Here is a 21,852-nt window from a genome sequence, read left to right on the forward strand (position 1 = left end):
AGCAAACGCATTGAGGATCAAAGGGGCGGCGTGACGAAGGCCGGCATGGGCTGGCCGCTGGCCGTGCCGGCGAGATAGCGCCGGGCACAATCCAGCGCCTCGCGGATCGTGACGTCCATGTCGAGATAGCGGTAGGTGCCAAGGCGACCGACAAAGGTGGTCCGCGTCTCGCTTGCGGCCAGCGCGACGTAGCGGGCAAGCTGTTCCTTCTCCCGCACCAGCCGGATCGGATAGTAGGGAATGTCGAGCGGACCGCAGGCGCGCGCGGTTTCGCGGTAGCAGACCGAGCCGGCATGGCTTTCCCAGGGGGCAAAATGCTTGTGCTCGGTCACGCGGGTGTAGGGCACTGCCGCATCCGCATAGTTCATCACCGCACAGCCCTGATAATCCCCCTCATAGGTGAAGCGCTCGAAATCCAGCGTGCGATAGCCGAGCGAACCGTAAGTAATATCGAACCATTTATCGAGCGGCGCGGACGAGAAGACATGGGCGAAGCTGGAAGCATCGGCGCGGGAAAACGGCGTATTCAGATGCACGGCGATGCCGGGGTGGTCTAGGATCGCGGCGACCATGGCGGTGTAGCCCTCTTCCGGCATGCCCTGGAACCGATGGAAGAAATAGTCGTCGTCATAATTGAAGCGCAGCGGCAGGCGCTTGAGGATCGAGGCCGGCAGGTCGGAGGGCGGGCAGCCCCACTGCTTTTCAGTATAGCCCTTGAAGAAGGCCTCGTAGAGTTCGCGGCCGACGAAGGCGAGCGCCTGCTCCTCAAAGGTGACGGGGTCGGTAGTGCCGCGCTCGGCCCTTTGCGCAATGAAGGCGCGGGCCTCGTCGGGACGGAAGGTGCGGCCGAAGAACTGGTTGATCGTGTGCAGATTGACCGGCAGCGAATAGACTTGGCCGCCGCTCGTCGTTTTCACCCGGTTGCGATAGGGCCGGAAGCGGGCGAAGCGGTTGACGTAGTCCCAGACCTCGGCGTCGTCGGTGTGGAAGATGTGGGGCCCGTAGACATGCACCAGCACCCCGGTCTCGGCATCCCGCGCCGTGTGGCAGTTGCCGGCGATGTGGTCGCGGCTTTCGAAGACCTCCACCCTGTGCCCGGCATCGGCCAGCGTGCGGGCAATGACGGCACCGGATAGGCCGGCGCCGACGATGGCAATGGGGGCGGCCCCGGTCATTCGGCCGTGTCCCCGACACGCCACAGCCGACGGTCGGGCGCGATCGGCGAGAAGGCGTGCCAGGCGGCAAGCTTTTCCCGGTAGCGGGCGCGATAGGTGTCGTCATCGACGGGCACGATGTGGTCGGTGAGAAGCTCGGCGCCGATGTCGTAATAGATGTCGAGATTGGCGAGATCCGGCACGGGCGTTTCGCCACGCTCGGCCTCGCCCTGCATCTGCCAGAAGAGCTCTTCCAGACGGCGGGCGACGCCATCGGTGTCGCGCAGTTCGCAGGTCTCGCGGCGGGCGGCGAGCGTGGCGCGCAGCGCCTTCAGCATCTCCGGGCGGCGGGCAAAGCCGATGGCCTTGGCGGTGTAGTCGGCGGGATCGGACGCCACGAGCTCCGGCACGCCTGAGGCTGCGACGATACTCGCACAAAAGCGCGCGGCAAAGCCCTTGCCGGGAAAGGTCAGCACCGGCAGCCCCATGGTCAGCGCATCCGCGGCGGTGGAATGGGCGCCGTAAGGGAAGGTATCGAGGAAGAGATCGGCGAGCGCGATGCGGGCGAGATGGTTCGCATTGGCGGCCTTCGGCGCAAAGATCAGGCGGGCAGGATCAATGCCTGCGGCGGTGGCGAGATGGCGCAGCCTCTCGTCCACGGCCTCTCCGCCGGTCAGAAGCCAGAGCACGCTGCCGGGCGTTTCCCTCAGGATCTCCATCCACTGGGCGAAGGTGGAGGGCGTGATCTTCTGCATGCCGTTGAAGCAGGCGAAGACGAAGGCATCCTCCGGCAGTCCGGCCGCGGCGCGCGACGGCGTTTCGGCAATGACGCGCTTACGGTCCACGGGCTGGCTGCAGGCCAGCGTCAGCACCTTCTCCGAATAGTAGATCTCGTTGCCCGGCGGAACGATCCGGCCGTCGGAGATCATGTACTGGTGAAAGGGACTGCCCATGGAGCCCGGATAGCCGCAGAAATTGACGATGACCGGCGCGGGCCGGTAGGCGAAGATGCGGGTGCGGGCGTGCTTGGTGTAGCCGTTGACGTCGATGAGGATGTCGATCTCGTCGGCGGCGATCTGTCGGGCCGCCTCTGCATCGCTCAAGGCGCCGATATCGCGCCAGACATCCACGGCCGCCTTCATGCGCGCCTGCGTCGGATCGTTGGCAACCGGATCGCCGCAGTAATAGGCGTGGACCTCGACGCTCTGCTTGTCATGCAGTTCCAGCACCTCGCGCAGCGCGAAGCCGACGGCATGATCGCGCAGGTCGGAGGAGACGTAGCCCACCTTCAGCCGCGCGCCCGTGCCGGTCTTCTGCCGCACCGGACGTCGCGGGAAGCCGCTGATGTCGGGCCGGCCGACGAAGGACTTGTTATATCGGTAAGCGCGCGCCAACTGAAAGAGCGGGTCGTCGGCGTAGCAGGCGAGCGCCAGCGGCGACATGGAATCGATCAGTGCCCTGAGCGGCGCATGCTCGGAGGGGATCAGCACCGGCCACTTGCACTGGCGTTGGCGCAGCGCGCTCCAGTGCTGCCCGGCTTCCGTCTTGTCCGGACGCAGCTCGATCGCCTGCCAGAGAGCCGTTTCGGCTTCCTCCATCAGGCCGGCATTTTCCATGACGCGGCCGATGTGCTGCAGCGCCATCAGCCGGTGCGCCACCTTGTCGGCGGAGCTTTCGGCCGTCATCTCGGTGAAGGCTCGCCATTGCTGGATCGCGAGCGTGGCAAGCCCGCTATCCTCGTAGGCGCGGCCGAGATTGATATGGGCCTGGCCGAAGCGCGGCTCGATCTTCAGGCAGGCCCTGAGCGCATGGATGGCGCCGGCGACATCGTTCAGTTGCCGCAGCACGACTGCGTAGTTGAAAAGGACGAGATGGGCGTGGGGATGCGCTTCGTTGTAGGCGATCCAGACCTTGTAGATTTCCGCCGCCTCGCCTCGCCGTCCGACGGCGGCAAGGCCTTCGGCAAACTGGAGAAGTTCGGGAACGGCGAGCCGCTGGGTGCGGGCGAGCTCGCGCATGGACTGGAAGGCGACGTCGGTCTCGGCGGTCTGCTTCGTCGCGATGGTCATGTGGTCGCTCCCCTCGTGCCGGCTGGCGTGGCGGAATCCCGTGCTTGCGGGCTTCGCTGCCCCGAGCCTTACCACGGCTGAGGGCGCAGCGACCGTCCCGCCACCCCTTAGCAGCGTGCTTTCCGCACATATCCACAAAGGAGCGCAGGGATTGACAGCAGAAAGCCCGGCACGGCGCTGGCGCCGTGCCGGGCGGTCGAGCGGGGGTCGCCTGTCGGATCAGGCGGCTCGACTGGTTCTGTAATCGCGCGTGGTCGCATGGGCGGGAGCGCGCGTCTCCCGTTCCAGCTGGAACTGGCCCATCATGGTCCGCAGTTTCTGGCCTTCGGCGGCCAGGGAGCCCGCGGCGGCGCTGGAGCGTTCGACCATGCCGGCATTCTGCTGGGTCGTCTGGTCCATGCTGTTCACGGAGGTATTGACCTCGGCGAGGCCGATCGACTGCTCCTTCGAGGCGGTGGAGATCGCCTCCATGTGGGCATGGATCTGGTAGATGAAATCGCTGATCGTCTTCAGCGCCTGCCCAGTTTCGCTGACGAGTTTCACGCCGCTCGAGACTTCATCGGTGGAGTTGCGGATGAGATCCTTGATCTCCTTGGCAGCCTTTGCGGAGCGCTGGGCGAGTTCGCGCACCTCCTGCGCCACGACCGCAAAGCCGCGACCGGCCTCGCCGGCGCGTGCCGCCTCGACGCCGGCATTCAGCGCCAGAAGATTGGTCTGGAAGGCGATTTCGTCGATGACCGAGATGATCGAGGAGATCTTCGACGAGGAATCCTCGATGCGGCTCATGGCCTCCACGGCGCGCGCCACGACCTCGCCGGACTTGTGGGCGCTGGCATTGGCCTCGGCCGCGACATGGCGGGCGTCGGCGGCGCGCTGCGTCGAGGCGGTGACGTTTGCGGTGATTTCGTCAAGGGCAGCAGCGGTCTCTTCCAGCGTTGCCGCCTGCGCCTCGGTGCGACGGGACAGATCCTGCACGCCTTCGCGGATCTCTTCGCTGCCGACACCGATCGTATGAACGCTGCCGGTGATTTCCAGGAAGGTCTCGCAGAGCTGGTTGACGGACCGGTTGAGATCGTGGCGCAACGCCTCGAATTCCGGGGAGAAAGGCGTTTCCAGCTGGAAGCCGAAATTGCCCGAGCAGAGCTTCTTCAGCGCATCGCCGAGCGCAGCGACCGTGCGCACGCGCTGCGTCACGTCCGTGGCGAACTTCACAACCTTCACCACACGGCCCTGATGATCGAGGATCGGATTGTAGGAGGCGGAGATGATCACCTCGTCTCCGGCCTTGGTGCGGCGCCGGAATTCGGAGGCAACATGGCGGCCGGAGCGCAGCGTCTCCCAGAAGGCCGTATAGTCGGCACTGGCTGCAAAAGCGGGCTCGACAAAGATGGCGTGTTTCTTGCCACGCAGTTCGCTGAGGGAATATCCCATCAGCGCCTGGAAGTTGTCGTTGGCGGTGATGATCGTCCCGTCCATCTCGAATTCGATGATGGCCTGTGAACGGCTGATCGCAGCGATCTGCGCCGCATAGTCCATGTTGAGCAGCCGCGCCTTCGCATCGGCCCATTCCACCACGAAGCCCGTCACCTTGCTACCCTTCTTCAGGGGCGTCACGATCAGGTCGAACACACGGGTGCCGACACGGATCGTGGCACTGTGGGTTTCCTTCAGCGCGGCCAGCATGTTGCGCTGGTGGGACGGGTTCTTGTGAAAAATGTCGATGTTGCTGCCGATCAGCGAGGCGACGCTGAAGCGCGGCAGCTCCTTCTTCAGATCAGCCTCGGCCTCTTCGAGCAGCGAGACCACCGCAGGATTCATATAAGTAATATTCAGCGACGCATCCGCCACCATGACGTTCGCGCGGATTGCATTCAGCGCCTGAAGCTGCGCCTCGACCTTACGACCAGAAAACATGCATACCCCCTCTGAACAATCGCATAAACGATCATCACCAGAACGTTATCGGGGTAAATTATTAAAAGTATATTTCCGTTTAACCCGCTGTATTATTGATACTATGAGCGTATATTTTGCGACGCGGAAAAATCCCAATACGAATGATTTTTATATTCAGATCACATCGAAACAAAAAATAATTTTTGTCGCAATATTCCAATTATCAATTGTTATTTTATCGAAGAATGCAACTTGAAATAAACCTCCGACGCTACACGCGTTCTATATACAAAATGGCATTCATATAAAAATACATAATTCTACGAATATCTCTATTTACAACAGGAAACCGCAGGGAACCGGTGGACGTATCGTCCGCGCTCGTTGAAGCGTTGCTCGATCCGACACCGTATCAGCTCTGGCCTCAGGCCCGACGGACGATGTTGCACGGAGATCCCGGAACGGATGGCCTGCCTGCCGTTACACCACAGGCGGCTGCGCCCGGGCAGTGCAAGAGTCTGCGCGCAGAAGCGTCACGACGGATTTTGAACCCGTCACAGCGATGATGATTTTTCGAGGAGCCTTCCGGCAATGAATGGTACGGTTGAGTGGGGTCGAACCACTGACCTCAGGTGCCACAAACCTGCGCTCTAACCAACTGAGCTACAACCGCACGATCATGCGCACGCCAACGGCGTCGCACGGGGGGTCACATACGGCGGGAGGGGGATTTTTGCAAGTCTTAAGTTCGGAATGGCAGGAGAAAAATGCGGTGGCGCGTGGGGCGCAATCCGGGGCAAATCGCACCTGGGAGGCGGTCACGCAAAAGGCCCGCCGCGGCCTGGACGGCGCGGGCGGGCCTTTCCAATCCATCTGTCCTCCCTCTGTGCCCGGCTTGGGGAACCGGCGGCACACAAGGACAGGGAAGGCTTACTTCTGGAAGCTTGCGAAGGTCTTTTCGGCGGCAGACTTGGCCGGCTTGGAGACGTCTTCGGCAACCTTGCGGGTGGCTTCCTGCATGGTCTTGGCCTGTTCAACGGCCAGTTCGGCCTGCTTGCGCAGGAAAGAGGTCTGGAGCTCGATCAGCTCGGAGACGGACTTGACGCCGAGCAGGGCTTCCATGTGCGAGAGCGAGCTTTCGGCGTTGACGCGCAGCGCCTCGATTGCCTTCAGGCCGAGGGTGACGGTACCGGCCTGGGCGCTTTCCATCGTGGCTTCGACGGTCTTGGCAGCGTCTTCGGCGGCGACCTTCATCTTGGCGTAGGCTTCCTTCGACTGGGTAGCGCCCTTTTCGGCGAAGTCGCGGAAATTTTCAGTGAGCTTTGCCGGGTCGAAAGCGGCAAAGGCAAATACGTCGTCGTTCTTCTTCGTAGCCATTCTGATCTCCTTGCGGGCCGATGGTGACGGCCCCGTTTCCTCTGATGACGATCATATAGCACGCCTTATGGTGCATTGCAATATCATTGTGCAGTGCAACATAATCAGAAATCGGCCCTGCTGTTAACCCTGGGGCGCGAAAGCGGCCGTGAAGCCACCGGGGATGATGGACCCTTTTGCCGCATGAAGGTATTAATAGAGTGTTAATGAGAGCCCGCCTTCCGGGTGGAGCATCGACCAATGAGACCGTCCATGGCCGCCAAACAGTATCCTTTCATCGATATCGCCGTTCATCCGGCCGTTCGGGCGCATTTTGCCAGCGGATCGGCGGTGGCGCTCCTGTCGACGGACCTTTCGCGCGTGCTGTGGGCCAACGGGGCCGCGGCCGGCCTGTTCAGCACGGGCAACATCTACGATTTCATCGATGCGGGCCTGCCGGCAGCCGACGTGATGACGCGGCAGTTGCAGGCGGCGGCCCGGCAGCTGTCGGTGACCGGCGATACGCGCAGCGTGTCCCTGCGCATCGCCAGCGGATTTCGCAGCACGGTGGTGGTGGCGACGCTGTCGCTTGTGGAAATTCATGCCGGCGAACGCGCCGTGCTCTTCGCCGCCCCCGTTTCGGCCACGGCGCCGGCGGCGCGCGACTGCGCTGTCCGCATGATCTCCGGCTTCGACGACCCCGACACGCACATGGCCGTGCTGGATGGAGACGGCATGGTGCTCGCCGCATCCGAGGGGTTTGCGGCGCTCGGCCTGCGGGCGGATACGGCGCAGGCACTCATCGCGGCAGCCGGGCGGCATACCGACCGGCTCGTGAAGCGCCCGATCACCACGGTTCGCGGCACGCTGCCGGCGGCCATTGGCCGCGTCTCTGACGACATGAACCTGCTGTTTGCGGTGGAGACCATTCTCGGCCGCATGGATCCGATCGAGGATGAGCCGGCACCGGCCTTGGAAGCAACGTCGACCATGGCCCCTGTTGAAAGCGTGAGCGCGGAGCCGGAGCCCGTTACGCCGGCGGCCGATCCGGCGATCGCCTTCCTGCCAGAGGACCATCTGGACGCCGACATCGACGCGCTGCCCGGCAGCGATGAGGACCCTGTCCTGCTGACTGCACCGCCCGAAGCCTTTGAAGAGCCGGTGGCGATGCTGTCGCCGGCCGCCGACATTCTCGAGCCGATCGCAGAGCCGTCGGTCCATACGCCGGACGAAGAGGCTGAGGCGGCAACGGAAGCAATGGCACCGCTGGCGGAAGGCGATGAACTGCCGGCCGAGCTGTCGTCGCCCTCCGGGAACCATATCGGCTTTGCGCCCGGCGACCGTCTCGATGTCGATATCGATGCGCTGCCCGGCAGCGATGAGGATCCGGTGCTGCTGACCTGCCCGCCCGAGGCAGAAGAGGAGCCGGTGGCGACGCTGGTGCCTGCCGGTGAGGCGCACGACCCGACGACCATCCTGCCGACGGCTGCGGTTGAAAACAGCGCCGACGAGAGCGCGGCCGCCGCTTTCTCCGGGCCCGATGCGGACGGCCCGGTTTTCCCCGAGGCCGGGACGAGCGAAACCTCGGCAGAGCAGGAAACCGAAGCGGCGGGCGACATCGCCATGCAACCGGAACAGGCGGACACACCCGAACAGGCCGCCATCACCGAAGCACCGGCCCTCGAGGCCGAACCGCTTCCGACACCGGCTTTCCATTTCGAGCCCGGCGGTCGGGCCGTGCGCTTCGTCTGGAAGATCGATGCAGACGGGCATTTCAGCGAAGTGTCGAACGAATTCGCCGCAACCGTCGGTCCGCATGCGGGCGACGTGATCGGGAAATCCTTTGCGTCGCTGGCCGAGGCTTTCCAGCTTGACCCCGAGGGCATCATCACGGGCCTCCTGCAACGGCGCGACACCTGGTCGGGCAAGACCGTGCTCTGGCCGATCGAAGGCACGCGCCTGAAGGTGCCGGTGGACCTCGCCGCCCTGCCGACCTATTCGCGCGCCCGCAGCTTCGACGGTTTCCGCGGCTTCGGAATCGTGCGCGTCTCGGATGTGGTGGACGATCCCCAAGCGATCGGGCTCGGACTCGTGCCGGCAACTGCTCCCGAGCCGGAGGCGGGCACGCCGGACGTGATCGAAACCCCTGTTGATCCGGATGCGACCGAAACCATTGTCGATATGGAGCAGGACGCCGGACATGTCGCGGCGGCCGAAGATCTGCCCGCACCTGTCAGCGTGCCTGAAAGCGTTGATGATGCTGTCGAGGCACCGGCGACGGCCGACCCGTTCCAGGGCGAGCGCCCTGCCCTTCAGCCCGCGGCGGATCCCGAGCCGGCTGTGGGAGAAAACGTCATCCCCCTGTCGTCCATTCGCCAGCCGGTCCGCACACCGCTGACGCGTGGCGAGGAGGCCGCCTTCCGCGAAATCGCCCGGCGGCTTGGCGAACGGCTGGAGGCGGCGCCGGTCGCGAAGGATACGACGTCCGAAAGCGCGGTGGAGCCCGGCCCTGCCGATGAGAAGGCGCCGGCCGAGCAGCTGCCGGACGCACCGGTGGCGGACGCCGCCTGGACGCATGCGGAGACGGAAGCCGAACCGGACAAGACGACGAACGCAGAGGATGGGGCAGACACCGATCACGCCGTTCTGGAGACGGCGGAGGTCGCCGATTTCGCCCGTGACGGGGATCAGGAGCCTGCAGGTGTCGATGCGGTTGCGTCCGGGACGGACACTCCATTGGCCGATGCAGATATTGCGGACACGCCGCCCCCGACGGAAGCGACCCGGCTTTTCGAGACGGACGAGGCCACCCCTGCCGATCTCTTCGAAGCGGGCCATGAACCGTTGCCGGACGATCATGCGGCCCTGCATGCAGATGCTGAACACGAGGACGGCACAGTTTCTCCCGACGGCCCGTCGCGTGGCAGCGGGCTGGACGAGTCGCTCATCGATGCGCTGCCGGTGGCACTGCTGGTGCACAATGGCGACAGCCTGTTCCACGCCAACCGCGAATTCCTGAGCCTGACCGGTTACGCCTCCCTTGCCGAACTGGAAGAGGAAGGCGGGCTGGACGCGCTGTTTGCAGCTCCAGAAGATGACGAGGACGGCCTGCTGGATGGCACGATGCAGCTCATCCGCCCGGAGGGCCGGCTGCTGGCCGTGACGGCGCGCCTTCGCTCCATCCGCTGGCACGACGGGCATGCGCTGCTTCTGGCACTGGCGCCGGCCGTCGATCTCGACGACGCGGACACCGACGAAATCATCGAGGACGAGGCGCCCCTGCCGACTGTTGCTTCGGCACCGGTGGCGAGCTTCGACAGCGCGCAGGTGATGGCGCTGCGCACGGAGGTGGAAGAGCTGCGCTCCATTCTGGAGACGGCGACGGATGGCGTGGTCATTCTGGGGCCGGAGGGCGAGATCCGCTCGATGAATCGCTCGGCGTCCGCCCTGTTCAATTACGATGAGAGCGAAACGCGCGGCAAACCCTTTGCCATCCTCTTTGCCCATGAAAGCCAGCGGGCGGTGATGGATTACATCGCCGGCCTTTCCGGCCATGGCGTGGCGAGCGTTCTGAATGACGGGCGCGAGGTGATCGGCCGCGAGGCATCCGGCGGCTTCCTGCCGCTCTTCATGACGATGGGCCGGCTCACCGCATCGAACGGCTTCTGCGCCGTCATCCGCGACATCACCCAGTGGAAGCGGACAGAAGACGAATTGCGCACCGCCAAGCGCGCCGCCGAGACGGCGAACGCCCACAAGACGGAATTCCTGGCCCGCGTCAGCCACGAGATCCGTACCCCCCTTAATGCCATCATCGGCTTTTCCGACATGATGGCGAGCGAGCATTTCGGCGCAATCGGCAATCCGCGCTATGTGGAATATGCCAGCGACATCGGCCGTTCCGGCCGTCACGTGCTCGACATCGTCAACGACCTCCTCGATATCTCGAAGATCGAGGCGGGCGAGATGGAGCTGGAGTTTTCCGCCGTCGAGCTGAACGAGGCGATCGCGGAAGCGGTGTCGCTGGTGCAGCCGCAGGCGAATGCGCAGCGCGTCATCATCCGCACCTCGCTTTCCGGCGCCGTGCCGCGGGTGGTGGCCGACCAGCGCTCGGTCAAGCAGATCGCGCTCAACATTCTGTCCAACGCCATCCGCTTCACGCCGTCGGGCGGGCAGATCGTGGTGTCCTGCGCCTACGAAACCAGCGGCAGCGTCATCCTGCGCATCCGCGATACCGGCGTCGGCATGACACGTGGCGAACTGGAGCAGGCGATGAAGCCCTTCCGGCAGGTGACGACCGGTGCGCGCAAGCGCGGCGACGGCACCGGCCTTGGCCTGCCGCTGACGAAGGCGATGGTGGAGGCCAACCGGGCGCAGTTTTCCATCACCTCGGCCCCCAACGAGGGCACGCTGGTGGAAATCACCTTCCCCTCGCAGCGCGTGCTGGCCGATTGAGGACAGGGACGGCGCAGGATGGTGTCGTCGCACCGTTCTGCGCAGGTCGTCCCCTGCTGCGTTTCAGCGCGACCCGCTACAGAAAATCCGTTTTGATTCCCGTCACGATGCGCTAGAGCAAACATGAGACGCGCGCTCCTGTTTCGAGCGCCGATGCGCCGGTACTGACGAGGAAAGACTGCGATCGTGACCACACTTGCCACGCGCCCTGAAGGCCGCAGCGCGGCGGCTGCCGAGCCGCGCCGGGCGCCGACCCATCCGCTGTTGACGACGGCAGCGATGCTGGTGGCCGGGCTGGTGGTGCTGCCTATCGTGGCGATCGTCTGGCTGGCGGTCAGCGGTGGCGTTGCGGACTGGCCGCATCTCTTCGAGAATGTCATTCCCCGCGCCACGGGCCGCACGCTGCAACTGATCGCGCTGACGGGGCTTGTAACGGCGATCACGGGTGTCTCGACCGCCTGGCTGGTCGCTTCTTGCGAGTTTCCGCTGCGGCGCGCGCTGGCGGCGGCACTGGTGCTGCCGCTTGCCATCCCCGCCTATCTCGCGGCCTACGCCTTCGGCGAGGTCTTCACCTTCACGGGACCCCTCCAGACGGCGGTGCGCGCGCTCTTCGGCTTCAAGACCAGCCGCGACTACTGGTTTCCCGATATCCGCTCCATGGGCGGGGCCGTGCTGGTGCTGAGCTCGGTTCTCTATCCCTACATCTATCTCGCCTGCCGCTCGATGTTCCTGATGCAGGGGCGCGCGGCAGCGGATGTGGCGCGCACGTTGGGCGCCTCGCCGCTGCGGGTCTTCCTGACGGTGCAGATCCCCATGGCGCGGCCGGCGATCATGGTGGGCCTGACGCTGGTGGCCATGGAGACGTTGAACGACATCGGCGCGGTGGAATTCCTCGGCGTGCAGACGCTGACCTTCTCGATCTTCGACACCTGGCTGAACCGCGGCAGCCTGGCGGGCGCCGCGCAGATCGCCTGCATCATGCTCGTCTTCGTGGTGGCGCTGATGGCCATCGAGCGGGCGGCGCGGCGGCGCCAGCGCTTCACTAGCAACAAGACCACCACCGCCGTCAATGACAGCATCCGCCTGAAGCTCTCCGGTTGGCGCAAGTGGGGTGCGACGCTTGCCTGCCTGCTGCCGGTGCTTTTCGGCTTTGCGGTGCCGCTTCTGGTGCTGGGTTCCTCGGCGCTGCGCCGGCTCGACGATTTTGCCTCCGAGCGGCTGCTGAGTGCGCTCGGCAACAGCCTGTTCGTGGCGGGCATGGCGGCCCTGATCACCGTGCTGATCGGCTTCCTGCTGGCTTATGCGACGCGTACCACCCATTCGCGGCCGATTGCCATGGCGGCGCGGGTCTCGGCGATGGGCTACGGCGTGCCGGGCACGGTGCTCGCCATCGGCGTGCTCTTCCCGCTGGCCGCCATCGACAACGGGCTCGACGGACTGATGCGGCAGTATGCGGGGTTTTCGACGGGGCTGCTGCTGACCGGCACCGGATTTGCCATCGTCTACGCCGCCTCGGTACGCTTCCTCACCATGGCGGAAGGCACGGTCGAGGCTGGTTTTCAGAAGCTTTCGCCGCATCTCGACATGGCGGCGCGCACGCTGGGGCGGACGGGCACGCAGGCGCTTTTCAGCGTGCTGGTGCCGCTGATGCGGCCCGCGACCCTTTCGGCCGCCCTGCTCGTCTTCATCGAGACGCTGAAGGAACTGTCGGCAACGATCATGCTCCGGCCCTTCAACTTCAACACGCTGGCCACGCTGGTCTACGAGGACGCGTCGCGCGCCAAGATCGAGGATGCCTCCGTGCCGGCGGTCATCATCGTTCTGGCCGGCCTCATCCCGGTGATCCTCGTCTCGCGCTCGCTGGACAAGAGGCGCACCGGAAAGTCGGTATAAAAAAAGAGGCAGCCGAAGCTGCCTCGTCATAATTGAGCTGAAAACCAACTGGAGGAGATGCCGGCTTCATGCCTTGATGCAGCGACGCTGCGGCCCTTTCCGTCATGGATCGGTCTCAAGTTGGGGCCAGAATGCCGCCTGACCCGTAAACAAAACCTTAATTTCCTATCCCGCATTTTACCGGTTTCCCCGCGAGATCAGGAGGTTGGTTAATTCAGACACAGGCGTCCGGTTAACGCGTGCGTGGCATCACGATTGCAACTCAGGCAGGTTCTCGAACAATCCCAGCGCCTCTGGATTGGCGAGCGCCTCCTTGTTCTTCACCGGTCGGCCATGCACCACCTCGCGCACGGCAAGCTCGACGATCTTCCCGGATTTGGTGCGTGGAATGTCGGTTACGGCGATGATCTTGGCCGGCACATGACGCGGCGAGGCGCCGGTGCGGATGCGGGTGCGGATGGCCTTGTCGAGGTCGGGCGTCAGCGACACGCCCGGCGCAAGCCGCACGAAGAGCACGACACGGACATCGTCGTCCCAGTCCTGGCCGATGCAGAGCGCTTCGGCTACTTCGGGCATCTGCTCCACCTGGTTGTAGATCTCGGCGGTGCCGATGCGAACGCCGCCGGGGTTCAGCGTCGCATCCGAGCGGCCGTGGATGATGAGGCCGCCATGGGCGGTCCACTCGGCGAAATCGCCATGGCACCAGATATTGTCGAAGCGCTCGAAATAGGCGGCGCGGTACTTGGCCTTGTCCGGGTCGTTCCAGAACATCAGCGGCATGGACGGGAACGGCCGGGTGCAGACGAGCTCGCCCTTTTCGCCACGCACCGGCTGGCCCTCGTCGTTCCAGACATCGACGGCAAGGCCGAGGCCCGGACCCTGGATCTCGCCGCGCCAGACGGGCTTCAGCGGATTGCCGAGCACGAAGCAGGAGACGATGTCGGTGCCGCCCGAGATGGAGGCGAGGTGCACATCCGGCTTGATGCCCTCGTAGACGAAGGAAAAGCCTTCCGGCGACAGCGGCGAACCGGTGGACGTCATCAGCCGCAGGGCGGAAAGGTCGTGGGTGTCCTTCGGGACGATGCCAGCCTTGCGCACCGCGTCGATATATTTGGCCGAGGTGCCGAAGACGGCAAAGCGCTCTTCCGCGGCATAATCGAACAGGACCTCGCCGCCGGGATAGAAGGGCGAGCCATCGAAGAGGCAGAGCGTGGCGCCGACGGCGAGACCGGACACCAGCCAGTTCCACATCATCCAGCCGCAGGTGGTGAAGTAGAACAGCCGCTCACCGGGCTCTATGCCGCAGTGGTAGCGATGCTCCTTCAGGTGCTGCAGCAGCGTGCCGCCGGCCGAATGGACGATGCATTTCGGAACGCCGGTCGTGCCGGAGGAAAAGAGGATGTAGAGCGGGTGGCCGAAGGCGAGCGCCGCATAGGTGACCGGCGCTGCGATAAACGGTGCGATGAAATCCGGCAAGGTGCGGCCATCGGGCAGGACTGCCGCCAGCGTGGCGGCGTCGCCCGCATAGGGCACCACGAGCACGGGAACCCCGAGCTTGCCGGCAACGGCCGCGACCTTTGCCGAGACATCCTGCAGCTTGCCATTGTACCAGTAGCCGTCACAGGTGATGAAGAGCTTGGGACCGATCTGGCCGAAGCGGTCAAGCACGCCCTGCTCGCCGAAATCGGGAGAGCAGGATGACCAAATAATGCCGCGCGAGGCAGCGGCCAGCATCAGCGCCACCGTTTCCGGCATGTTCGGCATCATGGCGGCGATCCGGTCGCCCTCGCCGATGCCCATCGCCGCGAAGGCCTGCTGGAGCCTCGAAACGAGCGCGGTGAGGTCGTCCCAGCTCAGCGCGGAGCGGACCTTGTCTTCGCCGCGGAAGAGGATCGCCGGCCGGTCGCCCGGACCTTTGCCGGCATGGGCCAGAAGGTTTTCGGCAAAGTTCAGCCGCGCCTCCGGGAAGAAACGGGCATCGAGCATGCGGTCGCCATCGACCAGCGCCGGACCCGTGCGGTCGCCGATCACGCCGCAATCGTCCCAGGCCGCCGTCCAGAAGAGATCCGGATGGGCGATCGTCCAGGCATGGAAGGCATCCGGGCCGTCGAAGACCAGACCGTGACGCCCGGCCACGGCGGCCATGAAGCGGGCCATGGGGCTCGTTGCAAGAATGGTCTGGCTCGGTGTCCAGAGCGGCGCATCCTGCTGCATGATCACTTCCTCCACTCGCACAGGCGATTTGTATAGCATGCTGCAACGCGAAAGGAATGGCATGGATCGCGCCGCGTGTCTTGGTCCATCGTCTAGGGTCACAACCCGATCAGAACACCTTTCTGATTGGGTTTCGACGCTCGGAAGCGGCTGGCCTGAAGAGCTGGGCAGCGCCGGCGGTCGCCCGTCCACAGGCGTCCGGTTCGCGGGGTTTGGACAATTGCTTTTGCCAGCGCCCGCGCCTATCCAGAGCACCATGAGGGGCGCAGACGGGCGCAGGTCATCGGAAGCGAGAGGAGACTGCATGCAGCGGACGACGCCTGCCGTTTTTCTCGCACGCCTGCGGATGGCGGCCCGCAAGCTCAGTGCCTTGCTGCTGTCGGCGCGTCTCTGGCTCGTGCGGCGCGTCACGATTGGCGTGATCGGGCTCGTGCTTCTCCTTGCCCTTTCCACCCGGCTCGTCTTTCCGCTGCTGGTCGGGCCTGAAGATCTGGCGTCCGCCTTCACGGCAGCGATTGTAGGGGCGAGCGGCGCAACACTCACCGTGAAGGGCGAGACAGATCTCAGCCTGTGGCCGAGCCCGGTGCTTCGCCTTTCCGACGTCACGCTGACCAGCCATGGCGAAGGCGATTCGGCAGGGCCGGTGACGATAGCCGCGAGCGCGGTGCAGGTGGGCTTCGATGTGGCCGGTGTCCTGTTCGGACATCCCGACTACGAAAACCTGCGGCTCACCAATGCGACGATCACGCTCAGCACCGAGCGGGCCAGCCGCGCCGGCGAAGGCCTCCTGCGGGTGATCCGTGCCGAGAGCGGATCGCCGGTGCTATCGGGCACAGCGGTCTTCGAAGGCGCGCGGCTTCGCGTCCTCGGGGCGGACGCGAAACCCGGTCTTGCGATCGACGATGTCTGGGGTACTGTGGTGCTGCCCGGCACTGGCTCGACGATGTCCGGCGACCTCACCGGCATGCTGCACGGGGTAGCGACGACGCTTTCCTTCCGCAGCAATGATGCGGCCGGTCTTCTGACAGGGCACAGTGCGCCCCTCTCCTTCGGCCTGACGAGCACGCCTGCGAGCCTTGCCTTCGACGGCGTGGGCATGCTGTCGGCGCAGCCCTTCGTCTCCGGCGCGCTGTCCGTCACCGCACCTTCGGTCGGCGGGCTGGCGCGGCTCGTCGGCGCGCAGGAACTGGCACGCAACCCGCTCGGCCCGGTCGCGATCGAGGCGCGCCTGTCGACGGCCGGCGATGACCTGAAGTTCGACAATGTGGATCTGACGCTTGGCGACACCAGCGGGCGCGGCGTGCTGGACCTCGGGCTGCCGACAGGGCAGATGCCGAAACTGTCGGGCACGCTCGCCTTTGATCGCATCGATCTTTCCACCGTGCTGCCGGTGATTGGCGGCCTGCAGGTGGAACGCGCCTTTCTGGGCGCCGCGATCGCCGATCAGGTGTCGGCCCGCATCCGCACGGACCTCAGGCTTTCGGCCGACGACGTTCACTTCGCCAGCCTGACGGCAAGCCGGGTCGCGGCGGGCCTGCGCGGCAGTCCGGGGCGGCTGTCCCTCGATATCGGCGATGCGACGGTGGCAGGCGGGCGCCTGTCAGGCTCCATTCTCGTTGCGGCTCCGCCCGGCGAGGCGACGCGCGGCAGCGTGGACATCCATCTGCGCGATGCCGAGATGGAAACGCTCGCCACAGCCCTCGCCATCGGTGGCCCCGTCTCGCGAGGGCGCGCCGCAATTTCCCTGTCGTTGCAGTCGCCGGAACCAATCCTGATCGCACCGCCGGCCTCCGTGACCGGAACGCTGACGGTGACAACCGGGGCAGGCTCGATCCGCGGGCTCGATCCGCAACGCCTTTCGGAAATGATGGAGGCGGGCACCGTCTTTTCGCTCGCCAGCGCCACCAGCGGCACCTTTCCCTTCGAAACCATCGATATCGACGCCCGGATTGCAGGCGGGCGGCTTCGGGTGGAGCATGGCGGCCTGACCGGTTCGGCCGGTACGCTCAACCTGCGCGGAGTGATCGACCTGCCGACCAGCGGGCTCGCGCTTGCCGGACGCTACGATCCGCTGGCGGTTCCGGCTTCAGCGTCCGGAGCATCCGCAGCACCGGCCGAGACCGTGCCGCTGACCTCCGGAGCCCGTTTCTTCGTCGGCGGAAACTGGCCGCAGGCGGTGGTCACTCCGCTTTCGGTTCTCTCGCCGGAGCGCTGAGGACGAGCGCCTTTCCTCTTTAGGGGGATCCGGTCGCCCGAAAATGGCTGCGCGCAGTTTTCCGCGCGCTGGTCTATGCTCGTCTCAACTGCGCCGAATCATCGACCTGGGGACGTCTGTGCTTCGCTTTCTGGCCGCCACCTTCAAGATCCTGCTTGCCTCGCTCATCACCGGGGCCGGACTTTCCTTCTTCGACCTCTCCTCGGCCGAGCTTCTCGCCCGGATCGGCATGACGCCGGAAGAGGTCTGGGCCTATCTTGTCAGGGCGGTGAACTGGGCGGTGCCGAACATCCTGCTGGGCTCGCTGATCGTCGTGCCCGTCTGGCTGTTGACCTACATCTTCCTGCCGCCGCGCGGCGACGCCTGAGGCGAAAAGACAAAGGGCCGGAACCTTTCGGTCCGGCCCCTCGCCTTCCGTGACATCCGTCCAGACTACATCGCGGCCGCCGCCCGCTCGTCGCGCTCGCGCTGATTTTCGCGCGCGCGGGTGACGATGGAGGCGACCAGAACCCCGAAGGCGACGATGCCGATCAGGATGGTGCAGGCCGCGTTGATCTCCGGCGTGACGCCGAGGCGCACCTGGCTGTAGATCTTCATGGGCAGCGTGGTGGCGCCCGGACCCGTGGTGAAGCTCGCGATCACGAGATCGTCGAGCGACAGCGTGAAGGCCAGAACCCAACCGGAGAAGACCGCCGGCGCGATGACCGGCAGGGTCACCTGGAAGAAGGTGGCGACCGGTGTCGCGCCGAGATCCTGCGCCGCCTCCTCTATCGAGCGGTCGAAGGTGACGAGGCGGGACTGCACCACCACGGCGACGAAGCACATGGTGAAGGTGATGTGCGCGAGCGTGATCGTCCAGAAGCCGCGATCAAGCCCGAGCGCCACGAACAGCAGCAGCAGCGAGAGGCCGGTGATGACCTCGGGCATGACGAGCGGCGCATAGACCATGCCGGAGAACAGCACGCGGCCGTGGAAGCGGCGGTAGCGTGTCAGCGCCAGGGCCGCCAGCGTGCCGAGGATGGTGGCAAGCGTTGCCGACAGCAGCGCAACCCGGATCGTCACCCAGGCGGCGTCCATCAGCGCCTGGTTCTGGAAGAGCGAGGCGTACCACTTGGTGGAGAAGCCTGCCCAGACGGTGACGAGCTTCGATTCGTTGAAGGAGAAGATCACCAGAAGCACGATCGGCAGGTAGAGGAAACCAAAGCCGAGGACGATCGAGGCGATGTTGAAACGGGACCAGCGGGTCATGTCTATCTCCCCTCGTTTCTGGACTGGGCGTTCTGGAAGAACATGATCGGCACGACGAGGATCATCAGAAGGATGATCGCCACCGCCGAGGACACCGGCCAGTCGCGGTTGGCGTTGAACTCGTTCCAGAGCGTCTTGCCGATCATCAGCGTTTCGGATCCGCCGAGCAGGTCGGGAATGACGAATTCGCCGACGGCGGGAATGAAGACCAGCATGCAGCCGGCGATGACACCCGGCAGCGACAGCGGGAAGGTCACCTTCCAGAAGGCCGTGGTCGGCGTGCAGCCGAGATCCTGCGCGGCCTCCACCAGCGAGCCATCCATCTTTTCCAGCGCCGAATAGATCGGCAGCACCATGAAGGGCAGGTAGGAATAGACGATGCCGATATAGATCGCCGTGTTGGTGTTGAGGATGACGAGCGGCGTATCGATGACGCCGAGGAAGAGCAGCAGCTGATTGAGCAGCCCCTCGGGCTTGAGGATCGCGATCCAGGCGTAGACGCGGATCAGGAAGCTCGTCCAGAACGGCAGGATGACCAGCATCAACAGCGTCGGGCGGATCGAGCGCGGCGCCTGCGCCATGCCGTAGGCGACGGGATAGGCGATCAGCAGCGTCAGGAAGGTCGAGATCGCCGCGATCGTCAGGCTGGAGATGTAGGCGTTGAAATAGAGCGCATCCTCCGTCAGCCAGACATAGTTGTCGAAGGAGAATTCGCGGATGCCGTCCAGAATGCCGGCGAAGCCGCCGGCGAGGTCGAAGACCGGGGTGTAGGGCGGCATGGCGATCGCCGTCGTCGACAGCGAGATGCGGAAGACGATGAAGAAGGGCGCCAGGAAGAAGATCAGCAGCCAGACGAAGGGGATGATGATGACGAGCCGGCTGGTAACGGCGGAAAGGGCCTTGGACATGCTGCTACCCCTTCAGGACAACGCCGGCATTGGCGGCAAAGGAGACCCAGACCTTCTGCTCGTAGGCGAGCGGATCGTCCATTTCGCGTGCGGCGTTCAGCATGGAGGCCTTGACCACCTTGCCGTCTGACAGGCGCACGTGGAAGACGGTCATGTCGCCGAGATAGGCGATATCCCAGATCTCGCCCTCGACCGCATTGACGGTCGTGTTGGCGGGAGCCTGCGAGGAGACGCGCAGCTTTTCCGGCCGCACGGCAATAGCGGCATCGGCGCCGACCGGCTGGGTTTCCGGCGTCGCCACGTCGACGGTGAAGCCGCTTTTGGCGGCGACTTCCAGCGTGGTGCCTGTCGCGGCCTTGACCTTGCCTTCGAAGATGTTCACGTCGCCGATGAAGTCGGCCACGAAGCGGGAGTTCGGCGCCTCGTAGATCTCGGCAGGCGTTGCGACCTGGATGACCTTGCCGGCGCTCATGACGGCGATGCGGTCGGCCATGGTCATGGCCTCTTCCTGGTCGTGGGTGACGACGACGAAGGTCAGGCCGAGATCCTGCTGGAGGTCCATCAGTTCGAACTGGGTTTCCTCGCGCAGCTTCTTGTCGAGCGCGCCGAGCGGCTCGTCGAGCAGCAGCACCTTCGGGCGCTTGGCGATGGAGCGGGCGAGCGCCACGCGCTGGCGCTGGCCGCCGGAGAGCTGGTGCGGCTTGCGGGCGGCGAATTTCTCGAGCTTCACGAGCTTCAGCATCTGCGCGACGCGCTCGGCAATCTCGGTCTTCGGCATGCCGTCCTGCTTGAGGCCGAAGGCGATGTTCTTCTCCACCGACATGTGCGGGAAGAGCGCGTAGGACTGGAACATCATGTTGACCGGGCGGCGATAGGGCGGAATGCCCTTGATGCTCTGGCCATCGAGGATGATGTCGCCCGATGTCGGGTCCTCGAAGCCGGCGAGCATGCGCAGCAGCGTGGACTTGCCGCAGCCGGAGGCGCCGAGCAGCGCGAAGAATTCGCGCTGGTAGATGTTGAGGCTCAGATTGTCGACGGCGGTGAAATCGCCGAAGCGCTTGGTGACGTTCTGGAAGGAAATGTAAGGCTTTGCCGTCGGATCGGCCCAGGGGGCAAAGGAGCGACGGATGCTGCCGAGAGATTTCATGCGAGGTTCCCCATTCCTGCGGGCGTGCCGGCCGGTCGGGTTCCCCGCCGTGCACGTCCCTGCTTGTCAAACCGGATACCGCCGGAAGGCCCAGGCCGCGCCCAGAATGGTCAGCCGCGCCTTTCCATCGGCAGGAAAGAAAAATGCCCGGAGACGATCCGGGCATTTCCTGCGTCGTTACTGGCCGGAGACCACCTTGGTCCACAGCCGCGTGATGATGCGCTGGACCTTGGGGTTGTAAGGCGACACGGTGAAGAGCTTCTTCAGCATGGCATCGTCCGGATAGATGGCGGGGTCGTCGAGGACCGCCTTGTCGATGAACTGCTGCGACGCCTTGTTGCCGTTAGCGTAGAAGACGTAGTTGCTGGCCTTGGCGATGACTTCCGGCTTCATCATGTAGTTGAGGAAGGCGTGCGCCTCCTCCACATGCGGCGCATCGGCCGGGATCGCCATCTGGTCGAACCACATTTCCGCGCCTTCCTTCGGCACGACATAGTCGATCTTCACGCCCTGCTTGGCTTCCTCGGCGCGCGCACGGGCCTGGAAGATGTCGCCGGAGAAGCCGACCGCAACACAGATGTCGCCGTTGGCGAGCGCGTTGATGTATTCGGAGGAGTGGAATTTGCGGATGGACGGCCGCACCTTCATCATCACCTCTTCGGCCTTGGCGAGATCGTCCTGCGACGTGGTTTCCGGGCTGATGCCGAGATAATTCAGGACCGAGGGCAGGATGTCGGACGAGGAGTCCAGCATGTAGATGCCGCAACCGGCCAGCTTTTCGGCATTGGCGGGATCGAGCACGGCACTCCAGCTGTCGAGCTTGTCGACGCCGAGCGCGGCCTTCACCTTGTCGACATTGTAGCCGATGCCGACCGTGCCCCACATGTAGTTGATGGAGTATTCGTTGCCGGGATCGTATTTGGCGGTGCGCTCGTTGACGAGGTCCCACATGTTGGACATGTTCGGGAGCTTCGACTTGTCGAGCTTCTGGAACACGCCGGCCTGGATCTGGCGGGCGAGGAAGTGCGCCGTCGGCACCACGACGTCATAGCCGGTGCCGCCGGAAAGAAGCTTGGTCTCGAGGATTTCGTTGGAGTCGAAGACGTCGTAGACGACCTTGATGCCGGTTTCCTTGGTAAAGTCCTCAAGGATGCTCTGGTCGATGTAGTCGGACCAGTTGTAGACGTTGACGACGCGTTCCTGCGCCTGCGCCACACCGGCGATACCCGCCAGCAGGACGGTGGCCAGGGCAGTTGCAATCTTCTTCATCCCATTCCCCTTTTTTCGTCTTGTATCG

The 21,852-nt window shown here is 64.6% G+C and carries 13 protein-coding genes and 1 tRNA gene; 4 read left to right on the forward strand and 10 right to left on the reverse strand.

Annotation, left to right across the window (positions count from 1 at the left end; all coding sequences use genetic code 11):
• Positions 1–17: 17 nt before the first annotated feature.
• The 5 genes from ACED18_RS15855 to ACED18_RS15875 all read right to left on the reverse strand — a co-directional run bounded on the left by ACED18_RS15855 (position 18) and on the right by ACED18_RS15875 (position 6,496).
• Positions 18–1,175, reverse strand: coding sequence for a UDP-galactopyranose mutase (locus tag ACED18_RS15855; protein WP_377293960.1), 1,158 nt, complete (start codon positions 1,173–1,175; stop codon positions 18–20).
• A complete protein-coding gene (locus tag ACED18_RS15860) occupies positions 1,172–3,223 on the reverse strand; it encodes a glycosyl transferase (RefSeq protein ID WP_377293962.1) in 2,052 nt (683 codons plus the stop codon). The genes ACED18_RS15855 and ACED18_RS15860 overlap by 4 nt, the downstream gene beginning before the upstream one ends.
• A gap of 219 nt (positions 3,224–3,442) precedes the next feature.
• Entirely contained in the window at positions 3,443–5,137 is a 1,695-nt protein-coding gene (locus ACED18_RS15865) for a methyl-accepting chemotaxis protein (protein ID WP_377293964.1), read from the reverse strand.
• 578 nt (positions 5,138–5,715) lie between these two features.
• Positions 5,716–5,792 (reverse strand) — tRNA-His (locus tag ACED18_RS15870).
• A 257-nt stretch (positions 5,793–6,049) separates the two neighbouring features.
• On the reverse strand, positions 6,050–6,496 hold the full coding sequence (locus tag ACED18_RS15875) for a phasin (RefSeq protein WP_377293966.1): 447 nt from the start codon (positions 6,494–6,496) through the stop codon (positions 6,050–6,052).
• A gap of 252 nt (positions 6,497–6,748) precedes the next feature.
• Between ACED18_RS15875 and ACED18_RS15880 the strand changes: the two genes are divergently transcribed.
• Positions 6,749–10,930 (forward strand): ATP-binding protein, encoded by a 4,182-nt coding sequence (locus tag ACED18_RS15880; RefSeq protein WP_377293968.1) that lies wholly within the window; start codon positions 6,749–6,751, stop codon positions 10,928–10,930.
• Positions 10,931–11,209: 279 nt separating this feature from the next.
• Entirely contained in the window at positions 11,210–12,823 is a 1,614-nt protein-coding gene (locus ACED18_RS15885) for an ABC transporter permease (RefSeq protein ID WP_377294216.1), read from the forward strand.
• A gap of 249 nt (positions 12,824–13,072) precedes the next feature.
• Here ACED18_RS15885 and ACED18_RS15890 read toward each other — a convergent pair whose 3' ends face one another.
• Complete coding sequence (locus ACED18_RS15890; protein ID WP_377293970.1) at positions 13,073–15,037, reverse strand: acetoacetate--CoA ligase; 1,965 nt, start codon at positions 15,035–15,037, stop codon at positions 13,073–13,075.
• A gap of 304 nt (positions 15,038–15,341) precedes the next feature.
• Here ACED18_RS15890 and ACED18_RS15895 point away from each other — a divergent pair, with 304 nt between their 5' ends.
• Positions 15,342–17,252: an AsmA-like C-terminal region-containing protein gene (locus ACED18_RS15895; protein WP_377293972.1), complete on the forward strand. Its 1,911-nt coding sequence runs from the start codon at positions 15,342–15,344 to the stop codon at positions 17,250–17,252.
• A gap of 118 nt (positions 17,253–17,370) precedes the next feature.
• Entirely contained in the window at positions 17,371–17,619 is a 249-nt protein-coding gene (locus ACED18_RS15900) for a DUF6460 domain-containing protein (RefSeq protein WP_377293974.1), read from the forward strand.
• 65 nt (positions 17,620–17,684) lie between these two features.
• Here the strand turns inward: ACED18_RS15900 and ACED18_RS15905 are convergent, their stop codons facing one another.
• From ACED18_RS15905 to ACED18_RS15920, 4 genes are all read right to left on the reverse strand, one after another.
• Positions 17,685–18,500 (reverse strand): ABC transporter permease, encoded by an 816-nt coding sequence (locus tag ACED18_RS15905; protein WP_377293976.1) that lies wholly within the window; start codon positions 18,498–18,500, stop codon positions 17,685–17,687.
• 2 nt (positions 18,501–18,502) lie between these two features.
• A complete protein-coding gene (locus ACED18_RS15910; protein WP_377293978.1) occupies positions 18,503–19,408 on the reverse strand; it encodes an ABC transporter permease subunit in 906 nt (301 codons plus the stop codon).
• Positions 19,409–19,412: 4 nt separating this feature from the next.
• Entirely contained in the window at positions 19,413–20,555 is a 1,143-nt protein-coding gene (locus ACED18_RS15915; protein WP_377293980.1) for an ABC transporter ATP-binding protein, read from the reverse strand.
• A 177-nt stretch (positions 20,556–20,732) separates the two neighbouring features.
• Complete coding sequence (locus tag ACED18_RS15920; protein WP_377293982.1) at positions 20,733–21,824, reverse strand: polyamine ABC transporter substrate-binding protein; 1,092 nt, start codon at positions 21,822–21,824, stop codon at positions 20,733–20,735.
• Positions 21,825–21,852: the final 28 nt, after the last annotated feature.

Source organism: Rhizobium sp. SG2393 (assembly GCF_042610495.1).
GTDB lineage: Bacteria > Pseudomonadota > Alphaproteobacteria > Rhizobiales > Rhizobiaceae > RU20A.